Source organism: Paraburkholderia sp. PREW-6R, from assembly GCF_039621805.1.
Taxonomy (GTDB): Bacteria; Pseudomonadota; Gammaproteobacteria; order Burkholderiales; family Burkholderiaceae; genus Paraburkholderia.
This window is the reverse complement of sequence record NZ_CP155074.1, coordinates 1,063,109-1,078,149: the sequence shown is the minus strand read 5'-3', so window position 1 is coordinate 1,078,149 and position 15,041 is coordinate 1,063,109. Positions and strand designations below refer to the sequence as shown.

Here is a 15,041-nt window from a genome sequence, read left to right as displayed (position 1 = left end):
GGATCCCAGCCAATGCCGGTTCTGCCGTTGCGTAGCGTTGTCGCTTGTGGTTGCTGCATGACGCGATGATGGAGCGTCGTTGCGTAGTATAAGCATCCGCCACCCACTATGCTCTGAACAATGCATCGCTCTCTTCATGGGCGTCGCAGCATTCGCCCGTTATATTCCATTGGATATAACTGGAGAGAGCGGCCGGACGCAGCGGCGAAGCTTGCGGTCGACCGCAGGCATGTACTGCAGTCGATCATTTACGTGTTGCGTGAGAAGTGAGAACAGGCGAACGGATTGACGAAGCGCGTCCATCGCGGCATGCGTGAGCGCAAACCTGTTTTTGCAAAAACCTGCCAGGTTGACCGGCTGGCCGGTCAACCGCGGACTTAGCGGGCGATCACAGTTGGCATGAGCGCCGTCAGATGCAGCGTGCGGGCGAGGCGAAATCCAAGCTGGCCGTAAAGCCGCAATGCAGGCGTATTAGTGGAAAAAACGTGCAGAAAGGGCGTCTCGCCACGTGCGCGCATGGCGAACGACAGGTGGTTCATCAGCAATGTGCCGAGGCCGCGTCCACGCCAGTCCGGGTCCGTGCAGACGGCGCTCAGTTCGACATACTTTCCGGCTTTCATGCGTTCTCCAGCCATCGCCACGAGTGTGCCGCCCTCGCGGATGCCGACGAAGTGGCCCAGTTCATGGGTACGCTCGCGAAAGGGCCCCGGTTCAGTCCGCTCCACCAGTTTCAGCATGTCGGGCACGTCTTCGTCGCCGAGCTCGACAATCCGGGCATCGTGCGGCGAAGTCGGCTGGTGTGTGCCGATCATCTGAAGCACGGTTGCTTCCCGCACGACGTCATAGCCCGAAGGAATCACGGGCTTAGCGTTCGTGAAAAGCGTCAGCCGTTCGCCGGGCAAAAGCATGTGCGCGAGTGCCGCAACGCTGTTTGCCGAGTAGTCGCGCGCGCCGGCGAACGGCGCGTACTCGGGCCGATACCGGCGCGCATCGGCCGAACCTTGTGCAAAGCTTGCGTGCGCGCCCGCGAGCGAGGTCCACACGACATTCGCGAGAGACGGTTCGGATGCTTCAGCGAGGGCCGCGTCGGATGCTGTTGTTGGCTTAGATGACGTCATGATGAAATCCCAATGCGTGACGGGCCGCGCTCGCGATTCGGCTGCGTTCTGGAGGTCGTGTCGAGCGCGGGCTTCGATAAACTCACGCGTCGAATGCACGGCGATTCGCAGCGACGAAGGCTTCGATGGTTTGCGGCGGCTGACCGGTAATGGCCTCGACGTGGTCATTGGTGCCGGCAAAAATCCCATTCTGATAATCAACGGCCACTTCGACGAAATGCTGGATCATGAACTCGGGCAGATCGTAGTGTCGCAAATGCTCGCGATACGCGTCGATGCTCGTCGGACTATAAACGATGCTGCGGCCGATCACCTTGCTCACCCGTTCGGCGATCTCCTGCTGGCTCAACTCGACCGGACCGACCAGCGTATAGGTCTTGCCGACATGAGCCGCCGGTTCAACGAGCGCGGCGGCGATGACGCGCGCCTGATCTTCCGCCGAAATCGGTGCATGGCGTCCCTCGCCGTAGGGCAGCGCAAGCTTGCCTTCTTTCACGATGCTGTCGCGTACCCACGGAAATACCAGCCATTCGGAGAAGAAGGTCGGGCGAATGTGAACCGTGGGCACGCCGGACCAGTCGAGTACGCGCTCCGCAATCCAGTGATCGCGCGCGGCGTGACTTTTCGCGTCTTCACGCGCGGAGATCTGTGACATGTTTATCACGACATCGAGCCCTGCGCGTTTTGCAGCGTCCGCGAAATAGGCGGTCGCCTGAATGAAACCGGGGCGCACCGGATAACACAGGTAGGCGCCATCCACCCCTTGCGTCGCGCGAATGGCGTCGTCGTGATCGAGCAGATCGCCGACGATCACTTCTGCGCCAAGACTACGCAACGCTTCGCTGCGCCCGTCCTCCTGGCGAACGAGTGCACGAACCTGCTGCCCCCGGTCGATAAGGTTGCGGACCGTGTGAACGCCTGTCTTGCCGGCGGCTGCAGTGACGAGATATTTGCGTGATTGCATGATGACAGTGCTCCAATGTTGAGACGGGTTTTGCTGCTCCAGGATCGCCTTGGGTGCATATGCACATTTTCGGCGGAGATCGTTCGAATCTGATATGAAAAACGAGGTTACAGCGCGTCGAGATGCGCCTTGACGCTTTGTAGAGCGGACTGCGAATCGGCGGGTTCGACGAGAATTCTCGCCAGCGTGACGGCGCCGATCATGGCCGCCAGCGCGAACATGGCATCCGAGCGCGCCTCGTCCGGATGCTCGCCATCCTTGCGTGTTGCGAGCATGTCGACGAAAGCATGAATACCTTGCGACGCGACAGCCCGCGTGTCGTTGTCACTGCGGACGAGCTCGCTCCCCATTCCGGCAAGCGGACAACCGCCAGCAATGTTGTCGCGATGGTGCGCTCCGACATAGCGCGCGACGATGGACCGGAAACCGTCACTCTCGTCGCCCTGGCGCGCTGCTGCTTCGAGGTCGGCCATCAACGTGGCAATGCCCGACTCGAACGCTTCTGCGACCAGATGCTCTTTCGAGTCGAAATGCCGATAAAAGCCGCCGCGCGTGAGCCCGCATTGGGCCATCAGTTCGTTGAGCCCGGTGGCATGAATGCCGTTCGCCCGAAACTCGCGCGCCGCGACTTCCACGATCCGGCGGCGTGTTTCGGCAGTTTCTGCTTTGGACTTTTTCATGGCTTCCGAATGCTCCGTGCTGACATCGTGTTTTAGATGATAGTTGTCATCTAAAAGAAGTGCAAGGACAGTTTCGAAAAAAAGATCCGCGGCAGTCAGCGTCCTGGATGGCTCGCTGCGCCTGGCAAGGAGGGGAGAGGTGGGGTAGGGAGAAAGGATCGTGCGAGATGTGGGAAGGCACCCGCAGCGGGTCTGGCGTTCACCCGGACTTCAGTCGGTCAGCGATCACACGTTCGAATAAGGATCAGGCACTCACGAACGCTCGTACCAGCCGGTTAAACGCTCCGGCGTTCGACACGTTCATTCCATGCGATGCCCCGGCGACAGTCTGCCGCTCGGCGTAGTCGATCCATTCGGCGAGCTTTTCGACGTTGTTGCGAAACATCCGCGGACTCTTCTGGCCGTCGATCAGCAGGGTTCGGCATTTGACGTCGCGTGCCGTGTCGCGCGAATAGGCAGGCAGCGGATCGCGCAACTGCTTGGGCAAGGTGTCCGCGTTGTCGATCGCCATCGTGCGGAATGCAAGCGGGCTTCTGCGCCACGTTCCGGGCGCGCTCACTGAATCGACGAAAAGCTCCAGTCCCGCGTCGATCTGCTGGCTTTCGATCAGTTCGGCAACCCGCGCGCGCAGCACGTTGGTGGCAGGCGGCAGCGCCGCTTCCGCCATGCCTTCGACGTGTAGCGGGCCGCCCGGGTCGGCAAGCGTCAACGTCTTGACGAGCCGGGGGTACTCGCGCGCCACGTGGAACGCGACGCAACCGCCGCGCGAATGCCCAACGAGGTGGACCGGCGCGAGATCGATCGCTTCGATGAACTCGGCCAGCTCGGCGACGTGAGTCTGCCAGCCGAATTCGCCCTGAATGCACGCCTCGTTTGCGGGCCAGTAGTGACTCAGGCTGACCGAGATGCAGCGGAAGTGTTCGGACAGCGCCGCGGTCTGCGCGTCCCAGTAGCGAAAGTCGCACAGCGAGCCGTGCACGAACACCACCGGCTCGCCTGTACCGCACTCGACGTAGGGCACGCTGATGCCCGAGCCGATGGTCGCAAACGACAGTTCGGGCACGGCGAGCACGGAGAAATCGGTACGGGCATTCATTGCGGGGCTCCTTTACGCGAACTATGCCCGATGCCGACAGTTTCGAAAATCGCTTAATATTGATCCAATCCATTCATTTTTCTGATACCAATTTGAAAGCGCTCGACCTGGACGTCATGGCGATGATCGTCGCCGTGGCCGACACCGGCACGATCAGCCGCGCAGCCGAGGTGGTGCATCGGTCGCAATCGGCGGTCAGCATGCAGATCAAGACGCTCGAAAACGCGCTCGGCAAGCCGCTGTTCGTGCGCAAGCCGAGGAGCGTGTTGCCGACACAGGACGGCGAAGTGCTGCTGACCTACGCGCGCCGCATGCTGGCGCTGCGCGACGAGGCATGGGCTGCCGTGGTGCGGCCAGACGTGACAGGGCGGGTCAGCATCGGCGTGCCGGACGATTATGCGTCGTCGCTGTTGCCGCCGATTCTGAAGAAGTTTTCCGCGACTTATCCGAAGGTGGAGATCCAGGTGGTGGGCCTGCCGAGCGTGGCGCTCGCGCCGATGGTGAAGGACGGCTCCGTGGACCTCGTCTGCGCCACGCGGGTGAAGGGCCTGTCCGGCGAGTTCATCCGTTTCGAGCCGATGGAGTGGGCTGCCGCGCCAAGTGCCGATGAAATCTGGCGTGAGAGGCCGTTGCCGATTGCGGTGTTCCTGCCGGGCAGCGTCGCGCGGGAGAACGCCATTCGCAGTCTGGAGCGCGCGAAGATTCCGTACCGGACGTCGTATGAGAGCCCGAGTCTGCTCGGCCTGCTGTCAATGGCCGAAGCGGGTCTGGCGGTCGTGTCGCTGGCGCGCTGCGCGGTGCCGTCGCACTTCGTCGTACTCGGCCAGCCGCAAGGCTTGCCGGGCATCGATCCGCTGGAAATGGTGCTGGCGCGCAGCACCGGTTCGAAGCGGCCGCCGTGCGAATTTCTCGCCGAAAAAATCCTGACTGAATTGAGGCGGTAGCGACGCGCTTGCCGGGAATTTACGTTTGCGCCACGTAGCCCAGTCGGACACTGATCGCCTGAGCTTCGCGCCGCACCGCCGCCGCGATCGCTCCATCGAACGACGAATCGAATCCGCCCGTTGCGCCGAGCGCAGTCAGCGTGCCGCACAGCCGCCCATTGAAGTCGAACAGCGGTGCGGCCACCGCACTGATGCCCTTCAGGTTGGTGTCCTTGACGGTGGCGCACTGCGCGGCCCGGACCTCGTTTTTAATCGTGCCGATCGGGTCACGAGGATCGAGCTGCGCGCGCAACTCGGCCGGCGCCGCGGCCAGTTCTTCCTCCGCCAGCTCGCGGATGCGCGACTCATTGAGGAGCCCCAAAAAAATCCGGCCCGTCGCCGACCACAGCACTGACATCACCGAGCCGACGCGAACGTTGACCGTCACCGGCAAGCCCGGCTCTTCGAAGCGCACGATTGTCGGGCCACGGTTGCCCATCACGGCGACGAAGCATGTCACATCAAGTGACTCGCGAAGCCGTACGAGCGACGCCTCGCCCTCGCGGATCGGGTCGACCATGCGCATGGCGGCAAGGCCGATTGCGAGGCACTCCGGGCCCAGCACGTATTGCTGGTTATGCGGCTCCTGAGCGACCAGCGATTCTTCCATCAGGCTGACCAGGTAGCGGTGTACTTTCGCGGGACTTTCGTTCACGTAAGCCGCAAGCGCGGTGAGCGAAGCGCGACCTCCGAGCGCGGCCAGTCCCTTGAGCAGCACCACGGCGGTCGTCGCCGATTGCACGCGCTGGCGTCGTTCGCGTTCGGGCAAGGCGGTGGTCCCCGCGTCGACGGTCGGGATGGGGGGGTTTTTTTTCATCGCTGCATTTTAGCGGGGCGCACCTGCCGGACGGAGCGGTCTCGTAAACCCCAACGGTCAATTTACGCATTGCGTACTAAAGTTACGCAAATAGTTGTGATGGCAGGAGGCTTCAATGAGCGATACGACTTCACGGGCAAGCGGCGCGGGTTGTCCATTCCATACGGGCGCGAATACGCGAGTGACCGGCTCCGGCTGCCCGGTCAGTCAACGGGCGGCGGACTTCGATCCGTTCGAGGACGGCTATCAGCAGGACCCGCCCGAATACGTGCGCTGGGCGCGCGAGCAGGAACCGGTGTTCTACAGCCCGAAACTCGGCTACTGGGTTGTGACGCGTTATGACGACATCAAGGCGATCTTTCGCGACAACATCACCTTCAGCCCGTCGATCGCGCTGGAGAAAATCACACCGACCGGGCCCGAAGCCAATGCCGTGCTCGCGTCCTATGGATTTGCGCTGAACCGCACGCTCGTCAACGAGGACGAACCGGCGCACATGCCGCGCCGCCGCGCGTTGATGGATCCATTCACGCCCGAAGCGCTGCTGCATCACGAGCCGATGGTGCGGCGTCTTGCCCGCGAATACGTGGACCGCTTCATCGACGACGGCCACGCGGACCTCGTCGATCAGATGCTGTGGGAAGTGCCACTTACCGTTGCGCTGCATTTTCTCGGTGTCCCGGAAGAAGACATGGACACGTTGCGCGAATATTCGATCGCGCACACCGTCAACACATGGGGGCGCCCGAAGCCCGAGGAACAGGTCGCGGTCGCGCACGCGGTCGGCAAGTTCTGGACCTTCGCCGGCAAGGTGCTCGACAAGATGCGCCAGGACCCGGACGGTCCCGGCTGGATGCAATACGGCATTCGCAAGCAGAAGGAGCTGCCCGAGGTTGTCACGGACTCCTATCTGCATTCGATGATGATGGCCGGCATCGTCGCCGCGCACGAAACAACCGCGAACGCCACGGCGAACGCGATGAAACTGCTTCTCGAGCATCCGCAGGCGTGGCGTCACATCTGCGAGGACCCGAGCCTGATTCCGAACGCCGTGGAAGAGTGTTTGCGGCATAACGGCTCGGTTGCCGCATGGCGGCGTCTTGCCACGCGCGACGTGACGATTGGCGGGATCGACATTGCAGCGGGATCGAAGCTGCTGATCGTCACGTCGTCGGCGAACCACGACGAGCATCAGTTCGCCGATGCGGATCTGTTCGATATCCGCCGCGAGAATGCGAGCGATCAGTTGACGTTCGGCTACGGCTCGCACCAGTGCATGGGCAAGAACCTTGCACGCATGGAGATGCAGATCTTCCTCGAGGAATTCACCCGACGTCTGCCGCATATGCGCCTTTGCGAACAACGTTTCACGTATGTGCCGAACACTTCGTTTCGCGGGCCGGAGCATGTGTTTGTCGAATGGGACCCTGCGCTGAATCCCGAGCGCACCGATCCCGCGGTGCTCGAGCCGCGCACGCCAGTGCGGATTGGCGAACCGTCGGCGCATGCGATCAGCCGGCCGGTCGTCGTGAAATCGGTTTCGCGCGACGCACGCGACATTCTGCGCGTCCGTCTTGCGTCGCTCGACGGCCGGCCGTTGCCGCGCTGGACGGCGGGCTCGCATATCGACGTCGAATGCGGCGCAACGGGTATTGCGCGGCAGTATTCGCTGTGCGGCGATCCCGCGCAGAACGACGAGTTCGAGATTGCGGTGCTCAAGGAGGAGAAGAGTCGCGGCGGCTCGGCATGGGTGCACGAAAACGTTGTGCCCGGCGCGCATCTGCGGATTCGTGGACCGCGCAATCACTTCCGTCTCGATGAGACTGCGAAGAAGCTGATCCTGATTGCCGGCGGCATTGGCATTACCCCGATCAGCGCCATGGCGCGACGCGCGAAAACGCTCGGTATCGACTACGTGATTCATTTCAGCGGCCGCACGCGCGCCGCGATGGCGCTGCTGCCGGAGCTGGTAGCGTTGCACGGCGAACGGCTTCATGTGCACGTGTCCGAGGAAAACACGCGCAACGATTTTAGTGCGCTGGTCGTGGAAGAGGGCACACAGGTCTACGCATGCGGGCCGGTTCGCATGCTGGACGCGTTGCAGGACGCGAGCGTGGCGTGGCCTGAGGACTCGCTTAGAGTCGAGCACTTCGAATCGACACTGGGCGCGCTCGACCCCGCTCACGAACATGCTTTCGAAGTGGAGTTAAAAGATTCGGGTCTCGTCGTCACGGTGCCCGCCGGTCAGACTTTGCTCGCGGCGTTGCGCAAGGCGAATGTCGACGTGCAAAGCGACTGTGAGGAGGGGCTCTGCGGCTCGTGCGAGGTGCGCGTGCTGGCCGGAGAGATCGATCACCGCGATGTGGTGCTGACCCGAGGCGAGCGCCAGTCGAACACCCGCATGATGACCTGTTGTTCGCGCGCAGTGGGGAATAAGCTGGTGCTGGAACTTTAACAGGAGCAAAAGGACTTCTCCGTCTGCCGACAAAAAGCGCGACGGATGAGCGAATGTGAATGTGGATTGATGCACGGGAGGAGCCGGCCTTCCAACCGCACCGCGATTCTGACGCCCGGTGACGCTGGCGACGCGGGAACGGCGCTTGCGCATGTTTCAGCCATGCAATGGGCCGACAGCGGAAATCCAATGAACTCGAATCTTGAAGGCGCGCATCCTGACGACGATGCAAAAGGGATGCTGGGCGAGCAATTGTCGCAGAAGGTGCCGGCGCGCGTGCTCATCGTAGATGATTCGCGTGCGTCAGCCGACGCACTCGGCGCATATCTTCAGGGTAGCGGGATGACGGTGCGGACGGTTTATCACGGTTCCGACGCGATCCGGGAAGCCAAGACCTGGGTTCCCGACTGCATCATTCTGGACGTCGCCATGCCTGGTTTATCTGGAATCGGCGTGGCGGCCGCCCTCCGGCGCATGGTCGCGACCCGGAACATCCCGCTTCTGGCATTCACGGCGTTCGACACCGCTGATTACAGTCGCGAGATGAAAGAGGTGGGGTTCGATGCCATTTGCCGCAAGCCCGCCGAGTTGTCGCTGCTCGAACGCATGATCCACACACTGCTCGTTGGAAAACCGGCCGACGAGCTAGCGGTTGTGGTGCACACTGGCGACGCTGCGTTGTCTGCACCAATCGTCATTCAAGCCAAATAGCGAGCCAGGCCGCGAGGCCAGCGCCGTTTCATGCCGTAGCCGCGCACGACGTGTTGTGCCGCTCACGCATTCATGTCAAGCATTCATATCAGGGCATAGGGATTGCTGAATGGCTCGGAGTCCACTTTCGACTCATACGGAGACACTCAGCATGAAGCTTTATTACTCCCCCGGTGCTTGCAGCTTTGCCGACCACATTGCTTTACACGAGGCGGATCTGAGTTTCGATCGCATTCGCGTCGATTTGAAGACGAAACTTACCGAGTCTGGGCAAAACTTTGAAGACATCAATCCGAAAAGCTATGTCCCGGTGCTTGAACTGGATGATGGTCAGATCCTGACGGAAAACGTCGCCATTCTCTATTGGATTGCGGAACGCGAGCCATCGCTGCGACCGCCGGGTCAGACGGGCACGCTGCGCTTGCTCGAAACGCTGGCTTTCATTTCGACCGAGATTCACAAGCAGTTTTCTCGCGTCCTGAAGCCGTCTTGCGACGCCGAAGCGCAGGCCGCGCGCGAGAAACTCGGCAAGCGCTTCCAGTTGATCGCCACCATGATGAAAGGCGAATATCTTTTTGGCAGCGAGGCGAGCGTGGCAGACGCATACCTTTTCACAATGTTAATGTGGGCCAAAAAGGCTAACCTGGCGGTTCCCGCTAAACTCGAGGAATTCTCTCAACGCATGCGGACGCGGCCCGCGGTGCAGTTGGCGTTGAAACACGAAGAACTCGAATAAATTAAGGCAAACATGAAGCAAGGCACGCTGAAAATCCACCACCTCGGACACTCGCAATCGGAGCGCATCTTGTGGCTTTGCGAGGAACTCGGCGTTCCCTACGAGCTCGTGAAGTATGACCGCGACCCGGTCACGCAATTGTCACCGCCGGCATTGAAGGCGCTGCATCCGCTCGGTGCGGCGCCCCTGATTGAAGTCGATGGGATGTTGCTGGCCGAGTCCGCGGCGATCGTGGAGTTCATTCTCAATCGCTATGGAAATGAGCGCTTGCAGTACGGAAGCGCTCATCCCGACTACGCGTCGTATCTCTACTGGTTCCACTTCGCGAACGGCAATCTTCAACCGGTGATGGGCCGATCGATGATGGTGGGCCGCTGCGGGCTCGCACCCGATCATCCGGTGCTGACGTCGGTGCAAGGACGGCTCGACAAGGTGCTTGCGCTCGTCGAAGCGCGCCTCGCTGAGAATGACTATCTTGCGGGCAGCGAATTCACCGCCGCCGACATCATGAGTGTGTTTTCGCTCACCACCATGCGCCTGTTTCATCCAGTCGATCTTGCGCCTTACCCGAACATCCTTGCGTATCTTCAGCGGATTGGGAACCGGCCCGCTTACCAGCGTGCGTTGGCAAAGGGCGACCCGGATATGACACCGTTGCTGACCTGACGAAGCACGCTGACGGTTGCGTCTGCCACCCGAAACGCTGCAAGGTCCACGCTATATCCCGGTTTCAGCGCGCGAGCATCGACCATGCGTCACTCGAATGCTTCACTCCGGCTTTCGCGTGACGAGCATTTCATACATGGCGGCCGCCACATCGGCGTGTCCGGCTGTCGGGGCGTCGGCCGCTGAGGCTTGTGTTTGACGGCTCGGCACGAGCAGCACCGGAAGACTTGCGCTGCGTAAGACGCGCTCGGCCACGCTACCCAGAAACAGACGCTTGAAGCCTCTTCGGCCATGCGTGCCGAGCACCATCAGGTCGGCATTGAATTCGTTGGCCGAAATGCGAATGCGCTCCGAGACGTCCTCGCCGATCGGCGCTACGTCGACGATGCGCGGCGTGCCCGCCACGTTCTCCTGCTTCATGCGCGCGAGCGCATCGGCAAGCAAGCGTTGGCCTTCCGCGACGCAGGCGTCGCGCAGCAGTGTTGGATCGTAGCCGGCTGCGTCATACGCGATGATCGGAGTGTCGACCACGTAAAGTGGCTGCAACAGCGCGTCGTTATCGCGCGCGAGTTGCAACGCGGTATCGAACGCGCGCCCGGACGTGTCGCTACCGTCGATTGCTACAAGGATGCGTTTATACATGGCGGACTCGGAGAGGGAAAACGGACGATAGAGCGCCGTGCCGGAAGGACGACAGGTCGCAAGAACAATGGCTGGCAACACTACAGTGCGCCCGATCGTCTGCTAATGCAACGACACGATCCAGTGAAATGCCGCGGTACGGCACCGTACCGGCTCGAAGCGCGTTTGCACGTACTGTTCGAATGACTGTTCTGCGTTGCAAGCGCTGTGTGCCATGGCAAAAGCAGAAAAAGCCGACACTATAATGAAGACCCTTTACGGGTTGTGCCCTGCTTCATCCTCACACGCCACCAGATTGAGAATAAACATGAGACGACTCATAGTCGCTGCGCTTGCTGCACTCTCAGCCGGCTGCCTGGCGCTACCCGTGTACGCGCAAAGCAGCGCGCCGGGCCCTTTTAACACGGTCGAAGGCAAGCTGGAGTTCGTGCGCGCCGACGAGGGTTTCGCGGCAATGCTCGATCATGTCACGCTCGATCGCTTCCAATCCCACACGCTCATCCATTTCGACGAGGCAGCCGATGCGCACGAGAACGTCGCGCGCATGCTGGTACAAACCGATGCAGGACCTGTGCTGTATGACTTCCGGAGTCATCCGCCCCGCGTGTTGCAAGCGGGCAGGCGCCTGACGGTCAGGCGCGTGTTCTGGCAAGGCGACGAAGTCGTAATGCAAAGCTCGCAGGGCTGGTTCCGCTTCGAACGCGGCACGCTGACGAAGCTGCAATCGTCCACGACCACCTACCATTGATGGCGCGAAAAGCGCGCCACGCATCGCGGGAGACTTTCTGCCTGGCCGCCCGATGGCGGCCGGCCAGATCATTTCAGGGTTTCCAAGCGAAACACCGTGCATGATGCCGCCTGAACACCGCGCGGAGGTGCTGAATTGCGGGTGTTGACCGAGCACGCGGCACCGCCTGAGCGAGCGTCATTGCGAGCGTCAGTTTTACATTGCGTCGCACAAATCTTGCGCTTTCCGCGCCTGAGTACAAACCCGAATGCAAAAAAGTATCAGTCGACGGTCTTATTTTCAGTGGTGAAAGTGTGCCGATACGGCTACTTTTAGTCATGGCCCGACGCTGTAGTGCGAAGCGGATCGCCAAAGAACAAAACCGGTTGAGGAGGAGACAGATGGCGACCATGCAGAGTGCTGCTGACCACATGGATGCGCGGGAAACGCGGGAAGCGCGCGGCGGCCACGTCATCCAGCCGGACCTGGAACTGGTGGCGGTTCCGAGTCAGGGATCGTTCAAGATGTGGTCGCACGGGTATCCGTATCGCACCGTGCGCTGGCACTTTCATCCGGAATACGAAATTCACCTCATTACGTCGACGACAGGCAAGTACTTCGTCGGCGATTACATTGGCAGCTTTGCGCCCGGCAATCTCGTGGTCGTGGGATCGAACCTGCCGCACAACTGGGTCAGCAATGTGCCGCCGGGCGAGCATGTAAAGGAGCGCTGCCTCGTGCTCCAGTTCGATCGGGAGTTTATCGAACGCGCCGTCAAGGCTTTTCCCGAATTCAAGCGCGTCGAGTCCCTGCTCGATGCATCGCGATCAGGCGTCGTCTTCTCGCAGCAAACCGGTGCAGCGGCCGAACCGATCATGCGCGAGATGCTGGCCACTCAAGGTCTAAGGCGTATCGCGCTCTTCATTGCGTTGCTGGATCTGCTCGTGCAAAGCCCGGAGCCGACGAGGCTCGCGAGCGCGAGCTATTGCGCCGATCCCGCGTGCTACTCGGGGACCCGCATCAACCATGTGCTCGCCTATATCGGTAAGAACCTGTCGCAGGAGTTGCGCGAGACGGAACTGGCGGAACTCTCGGGACAAAGCGTCAGCGCGTTCTCGCGCTATTTCCGCCGGCATACCGGCGTGCCGTTCGTTCAGTACGTCAACCGGCTGCGCATCGACCTTGCGTGCCAGTTGCTGATGGCGGGCGAGCTCAGTGTGACCGAGATCTGCTACCGGGTGGGTTTCAACAATCTGTCGAATTTCAACCGTCAGTTTCTGTTGATCAAGGAGATGCCGCCGTCGCGCTGGCGCGCCTGGCAGCAGTTGAACGCCAGCAGCCCGGCAGGGTCCGGCGAGGCCGAGCAGGCATCGGCCGCGTACGGGTAGACCGCGTCGCGCCCATGCGGCGACGTACCGCATGCCCGTTTGCAGCGCCAGCGTTTCAGGAGAGGCTTTACCCGCAGCTCAACCACGGCACCTCGTGCGCCGGACATTTAAAAAAATGGAGACATTCAATGACCAGACTTTCGAACCAGCTCCTCGGCGCCAGCGCGCTGAGCCTGAGCCTGCTGGGGAGCACGGCGGTGTTGGCCGCGCCCAGCGGCACGGTCGCGTTCCTGATGCCCGACCAGGCGTCGACGCGCTACGAGCAGCATGACTTTCCTGGCTTCAAGGCCGAAATGGGCAAGCTCTGCCCCAGCTGCAAAGTCCTTTACCAGAACGCCAACGCGGACGTGGCCACCCAGCAGCAACAGTTCAACTCGGTGATTGCGCAAGGCGCCAAGGTCATCGTCCTCGATCCGGTGGATTCGACCGCCGCCGCATCACTCGTGCATATGGCGCAGGGGCAGGGTATCAAGGTGATTGCCTATGACCGTCCGGTACCGTCCACACCGGCCAACTACTATGTGTCGTTCGACAACGAAGGCATCGGCAAGTCGATCGCGCAGTCGCTCGTCGACCATCTGAAGGAAACGAACGTGCCGGCCAGTAAAGGCGGCGTGCTCGAAGTCAACGGCTCGCCGACGGACGCGGCGGCGGGGCTGATCAAGAAAGGCATCCACGCGGGATTGCAGGGCAGCGGCTATAAGACACTCGCCGAGTACGACACGCCGGACTGGGCGCCGCCCAAGGCGCAGCAATGGGTCAGCGGGCAGATCACGCGGTTCGGCTCGCAGATCGTCGGGGTCGTGGCGGCCAACGACGGCACGGGCGGCGGCGCCGTCGCGGCCTTCAAGGCGGCGGGCGTCAACCCGGTGCCGCCCGTCACCGGCAACGACGCGACGATAGCCGGCCTGCAGTTGATCATTGCGGGCGACCAATACAACACGATCCTCAAGCCGAGCGAGATCGTCGCGGCAGCCGCGGCCAAGGTTGCGGTCGGCTTCCTGACCGGCCAGACGCCCAAGGGCGAGACGACGCTCTTCAACACACCTTCGCAACTGTTCAAGCCGGCGGTCATCACGGCGAAAAACATCAAGGCCGAAGTCGTCGACAAGGGCTTCGCAAGCGGCAAGGATCTGTGCACGGACCGCTACGCCGAAGGTTGCAAGAAGCTCGGCATCGCCTATTGATCCGGCCACGGTCGGACGGACCCGGCGTGCGCCGGGTTCCACCACTTTTCATGAGGTATCCGTCCCATGACTGACGACTCCACAACACGATCCCGGCGCGGCGAGCTGGTACTGAGTCTGCGTGGCGTATCCAAGCACTTCGGAGCAGTCTCGGCCCTGACGGACATCGAGCTCGACGTGCACGCCGGTGAAGTGGTCGCGCTGGTCGGCGACAACGGTGCGGGAAAGTCGACGCTGGTCAAAGTTCTTGCCGGCGTTCATCAGCCGACGAGCGGCACCATCACGTTCGGCGGGAAAGAAGTCACGCTGCCCGATCCGGGCGCGGCGCTCGATCTCGGCATCGCCACGGTGTTCCAGGACCTCGCGCTGTGCGAAAACCTCGATGTGGTCGCGAACATCTATCTCGGCCGCGAACTGAATCCGTTGCGGCTCGACGAAGTCGCGATGGAAGTGAAGGCGTGGACACTGTTGAACGAACTGTCCGCCCGCATTCCGAGCGTGCGCGACGTGGTGGCGTCGCTCTCGGGCGGCCAGCGCCAGACCGTGGCGATTGCCCGTTCGCTGTTGCTCGACCCGAAGCTGATCATGCTCGATGAACCGACGGCCGCGCTCGGCGTCGCCCAGACCGCCGAAGTGCTGAACCTGATCGAGCGGGTGCGCGATCGGGGCCACGCGGTGATCATGATCAGCCACAACATGGAGGACGTCCGCGCGGTCGCCGACCGGATCGTGGTGCTGCGGCTCGGCCGCAATAACGGCGTGTTCTATCCCGACTCGTCGAACCAGGAGCTGGTGGCCGCGATTACCGGCGCCACCGAGAACGCAGTGTCACGCCGCGCCGGGCGGCGGCAGGCCGAACAGGGCGCCTGAA

At 61.8% G+C, this 15,041-nt stretch carries 15 protein-coding genes; 9 read left to right on the top strand and 6 right to left on the bottom strand.

The genetic code is table 11. The annotated features are described in order from the left end of the window. Positions 1 to 377: 377 nt before the first annotated feature. The 4 genes from AAGS40_RS20005 to AAGS40_RS19990 form a co-directional block, all read right to left on the bottom strand. The gene (locus AAGS40_RS20005; RefSeq protein WP_345814505.1) at positions 378 to 1,118 is read right to left on the bottom strand and encodes a GNAT family N-acetyltransferase; all 741 of its coding nucleotides are present in this window, start codon (positions 1,116 to 1,118) and stop codon (positions 378 to 380) included. 82 nt (positions 1,119 to 1,200) lie between these two features. Further along, positions 1,201 to 2,082 (bottom strand): NmrA family NAD(P)-binding protein, encoded by an 882-nt coding sequence (locus AAGS40_RS20000; protein ID WP_345814504.1) that lies wholly within the window; start codon positions 2,080 to 2,082, stop codon positions 1,201 to 1,203. Positions 2,083 to 2,189: 107 nt separating this feature from the next. Continuing rightward, entirely contained in the window at positions 2,190 to 2,762 is a 573-nt protein-coding gene (locus AAGS40_RS19995) for a TetR/AcrR family transcriptional regulator (protein ID WP_345814503.1), read from the bottom strand. 244 nt (positions 2,763 to 3,006) lie between these two features. Beyond that, the gene (locus tag AAGS40_RS19990; RefSeq protein WP_345814502.1) at positions 3,007 to 3,858 is read right to left on the bottom strand and encodes an alpha/beta hydrolase; all 852 of its coding nucleotides are present in this window, start codon (positions 3,856 to 3,858) and stop codon (positions 3,007 to 3,009) included. Positions 3,859 to 3,980: 122 nt separating this feature from the next. Here AAGS40_RS19990 and AAGS40_RS19985 point away from each other — a divergent pair, with 122 nt between their 5' ends. Further along, positions 3,981 to 4,802 (top strand): LysR substrate-binding domain-containing protein, encoded by an 822-nt coding sequence (locus AAGS40_RS19985; protein ID WP_345816520.1) that lies wholly within the window; start codon positions 3,981 to 3,983, stop codon positions 4,800 to 4,802. A gap of 19 nt (positions 4,803 to 4,821) precedes the next feature. Here AAGS40_RS19985 and AAGS40_RS19980 read toward each other — a convergent pair whose 3' ends face one another. After that, on the bottom strand, positions 4,822 to 5,658 hold the full coding sequence (locus AAGS40_RS19980; protein WP_345814501.1) for a helix-turn-helix domain-containing protein: 837 nt from the start codon (positions 5,656 to 5,658) through the stop codon (positions 4,822 to 4,824). A gap of 115 nt (positions 5,659 to 5,773) precedes the next feature. Here AAGS40_RS19980 and AAGS40_RS19975 point away from each other — a divergent pair, with 115 nt between their 5' ends. From AAGS40_RS19975 to AAGS40_RS19960, 4 genes are all read left to right on the top strand, one after another. Next, a complete protein-coding gene (locus tag AAGS40_RS19975) occupies positions 5,774 to 8,113 on the top strand; it encodes a cytochrome P450/oxidoreductase (protein WP_345814500.1) in 2,340 nt (779 codons plus the stop codon). 189 nt (positions 8,114 to 8,302) lie between these two features. Next, positions 8,303 to 8,824, top strand: coding sequence for a response regulator (locus AAGS40_RS19970; RefSeq protein ID WP_345814499.1), 522 nt, complete (start codon positions 8,303 to 8,305; stop codon positions 8,822 to 8,824). 151 nt (positions 8,825 to 8,975) lie between these two features. Then, complete coding sequence (locus AAGS40_RS19965; RefSeq protein ID WP_345814498.1) at positions 8,976 to 9,560, top strand: glutathione S-transferase N-terminal domain-containing protein; 585 nt, start codon at positions 8,976 to 8,978, stop codon at positions 9,558 to 9,560. Between the two features lie 12 nt (positions 9,561 to 9,572). After that, on the top strand, positions 9,573 to 10,226 hold the full coding sequence (locus tag AAGS40_RS19960; protein WP_345814497.1) for a glutathione S-transferase family protein: 654 nt from the start codon (positions 9,573 to 9,575) through the stop codon (positions 10,224 to 10,226). A gap of 102 nt (positions 10,227 to 10,328) precedes the next feature. On the opposite strand, the gene AAGS40_RS19955 is transcribed toward AAGS40_RS19960, so the two are convergent. Further along, a complete protein-coding gene (locus AAGS40_RS19955; protein WP_345814496.1) occupies positions 10,329 to 10,868 on the bottom strand; it encodes a universal stress protein in 540 nt (179 codons plus the stop codon). Between the two features lie 307 nt (positions 10,869 to 11,175). Between AAGS40_RS19955 and AAGS40_RS19950 the strand changes: the two genes are divergently transcribed. The 4 genes from AAGS40_RS19950 to AAGS40_RS19935 all read left to right on the top strand — a co-directional run bounded on the left by AAGS40_RS19950 (position 11,176) and on the right by AAGS40_RS19935 (position 15,040). Continuing rightward, entirely contained in the window at positions 11,176 to 11,616 is a 441-nt protein-coding gene (locus tag AAGS40_RS19950) for a hypothetical protein (protein ID WP_345814495.1), read from the top strand. Positions 11,617 to 12,068: 452 nt separating this feature from the next. Beyond that, a complete protein-coding gene (locus AAGS40_RS19945) occupies positions 12,069 to 12,983 on the top strand; it encodes an AraC family transcriptional regulator (protein WP_345816518.1) in 915 nt (304 codons plus the stop codon). 128 nt (positions 12,984 to 13,111) lie between these two features. Continuing rightward, positions 13,112 to 14,170 (top strand): sugar ABC transporter substrate-binding protein, encoded by a 1,059-nt coding sequence (locus AAGS40_RS19940; RefSeq protein ID WP_345814494.1) that lies wholly within the window; start codon positions 13,112 to 13,114, stop codon positions 14,168 to 14,170. A 66-nt stretch (positions 14,171 to 14,236) separates the two neighbouring features. Next, the gene (locus tag AAGS40_RS19935; RefSeq protein ID WP_345814493.1) at positions 14,237 to 15,040 is read left to right on the top strand and encodes an ATP-binding cassette domain-containing protein; all 804 of its coding nucleotides are present in this window, start codon (positions 14,237 to 14,239) and stop codon (positions 15,038 to 15,040) included. Position 15,041: the final 1 nt, after the last annotated feature.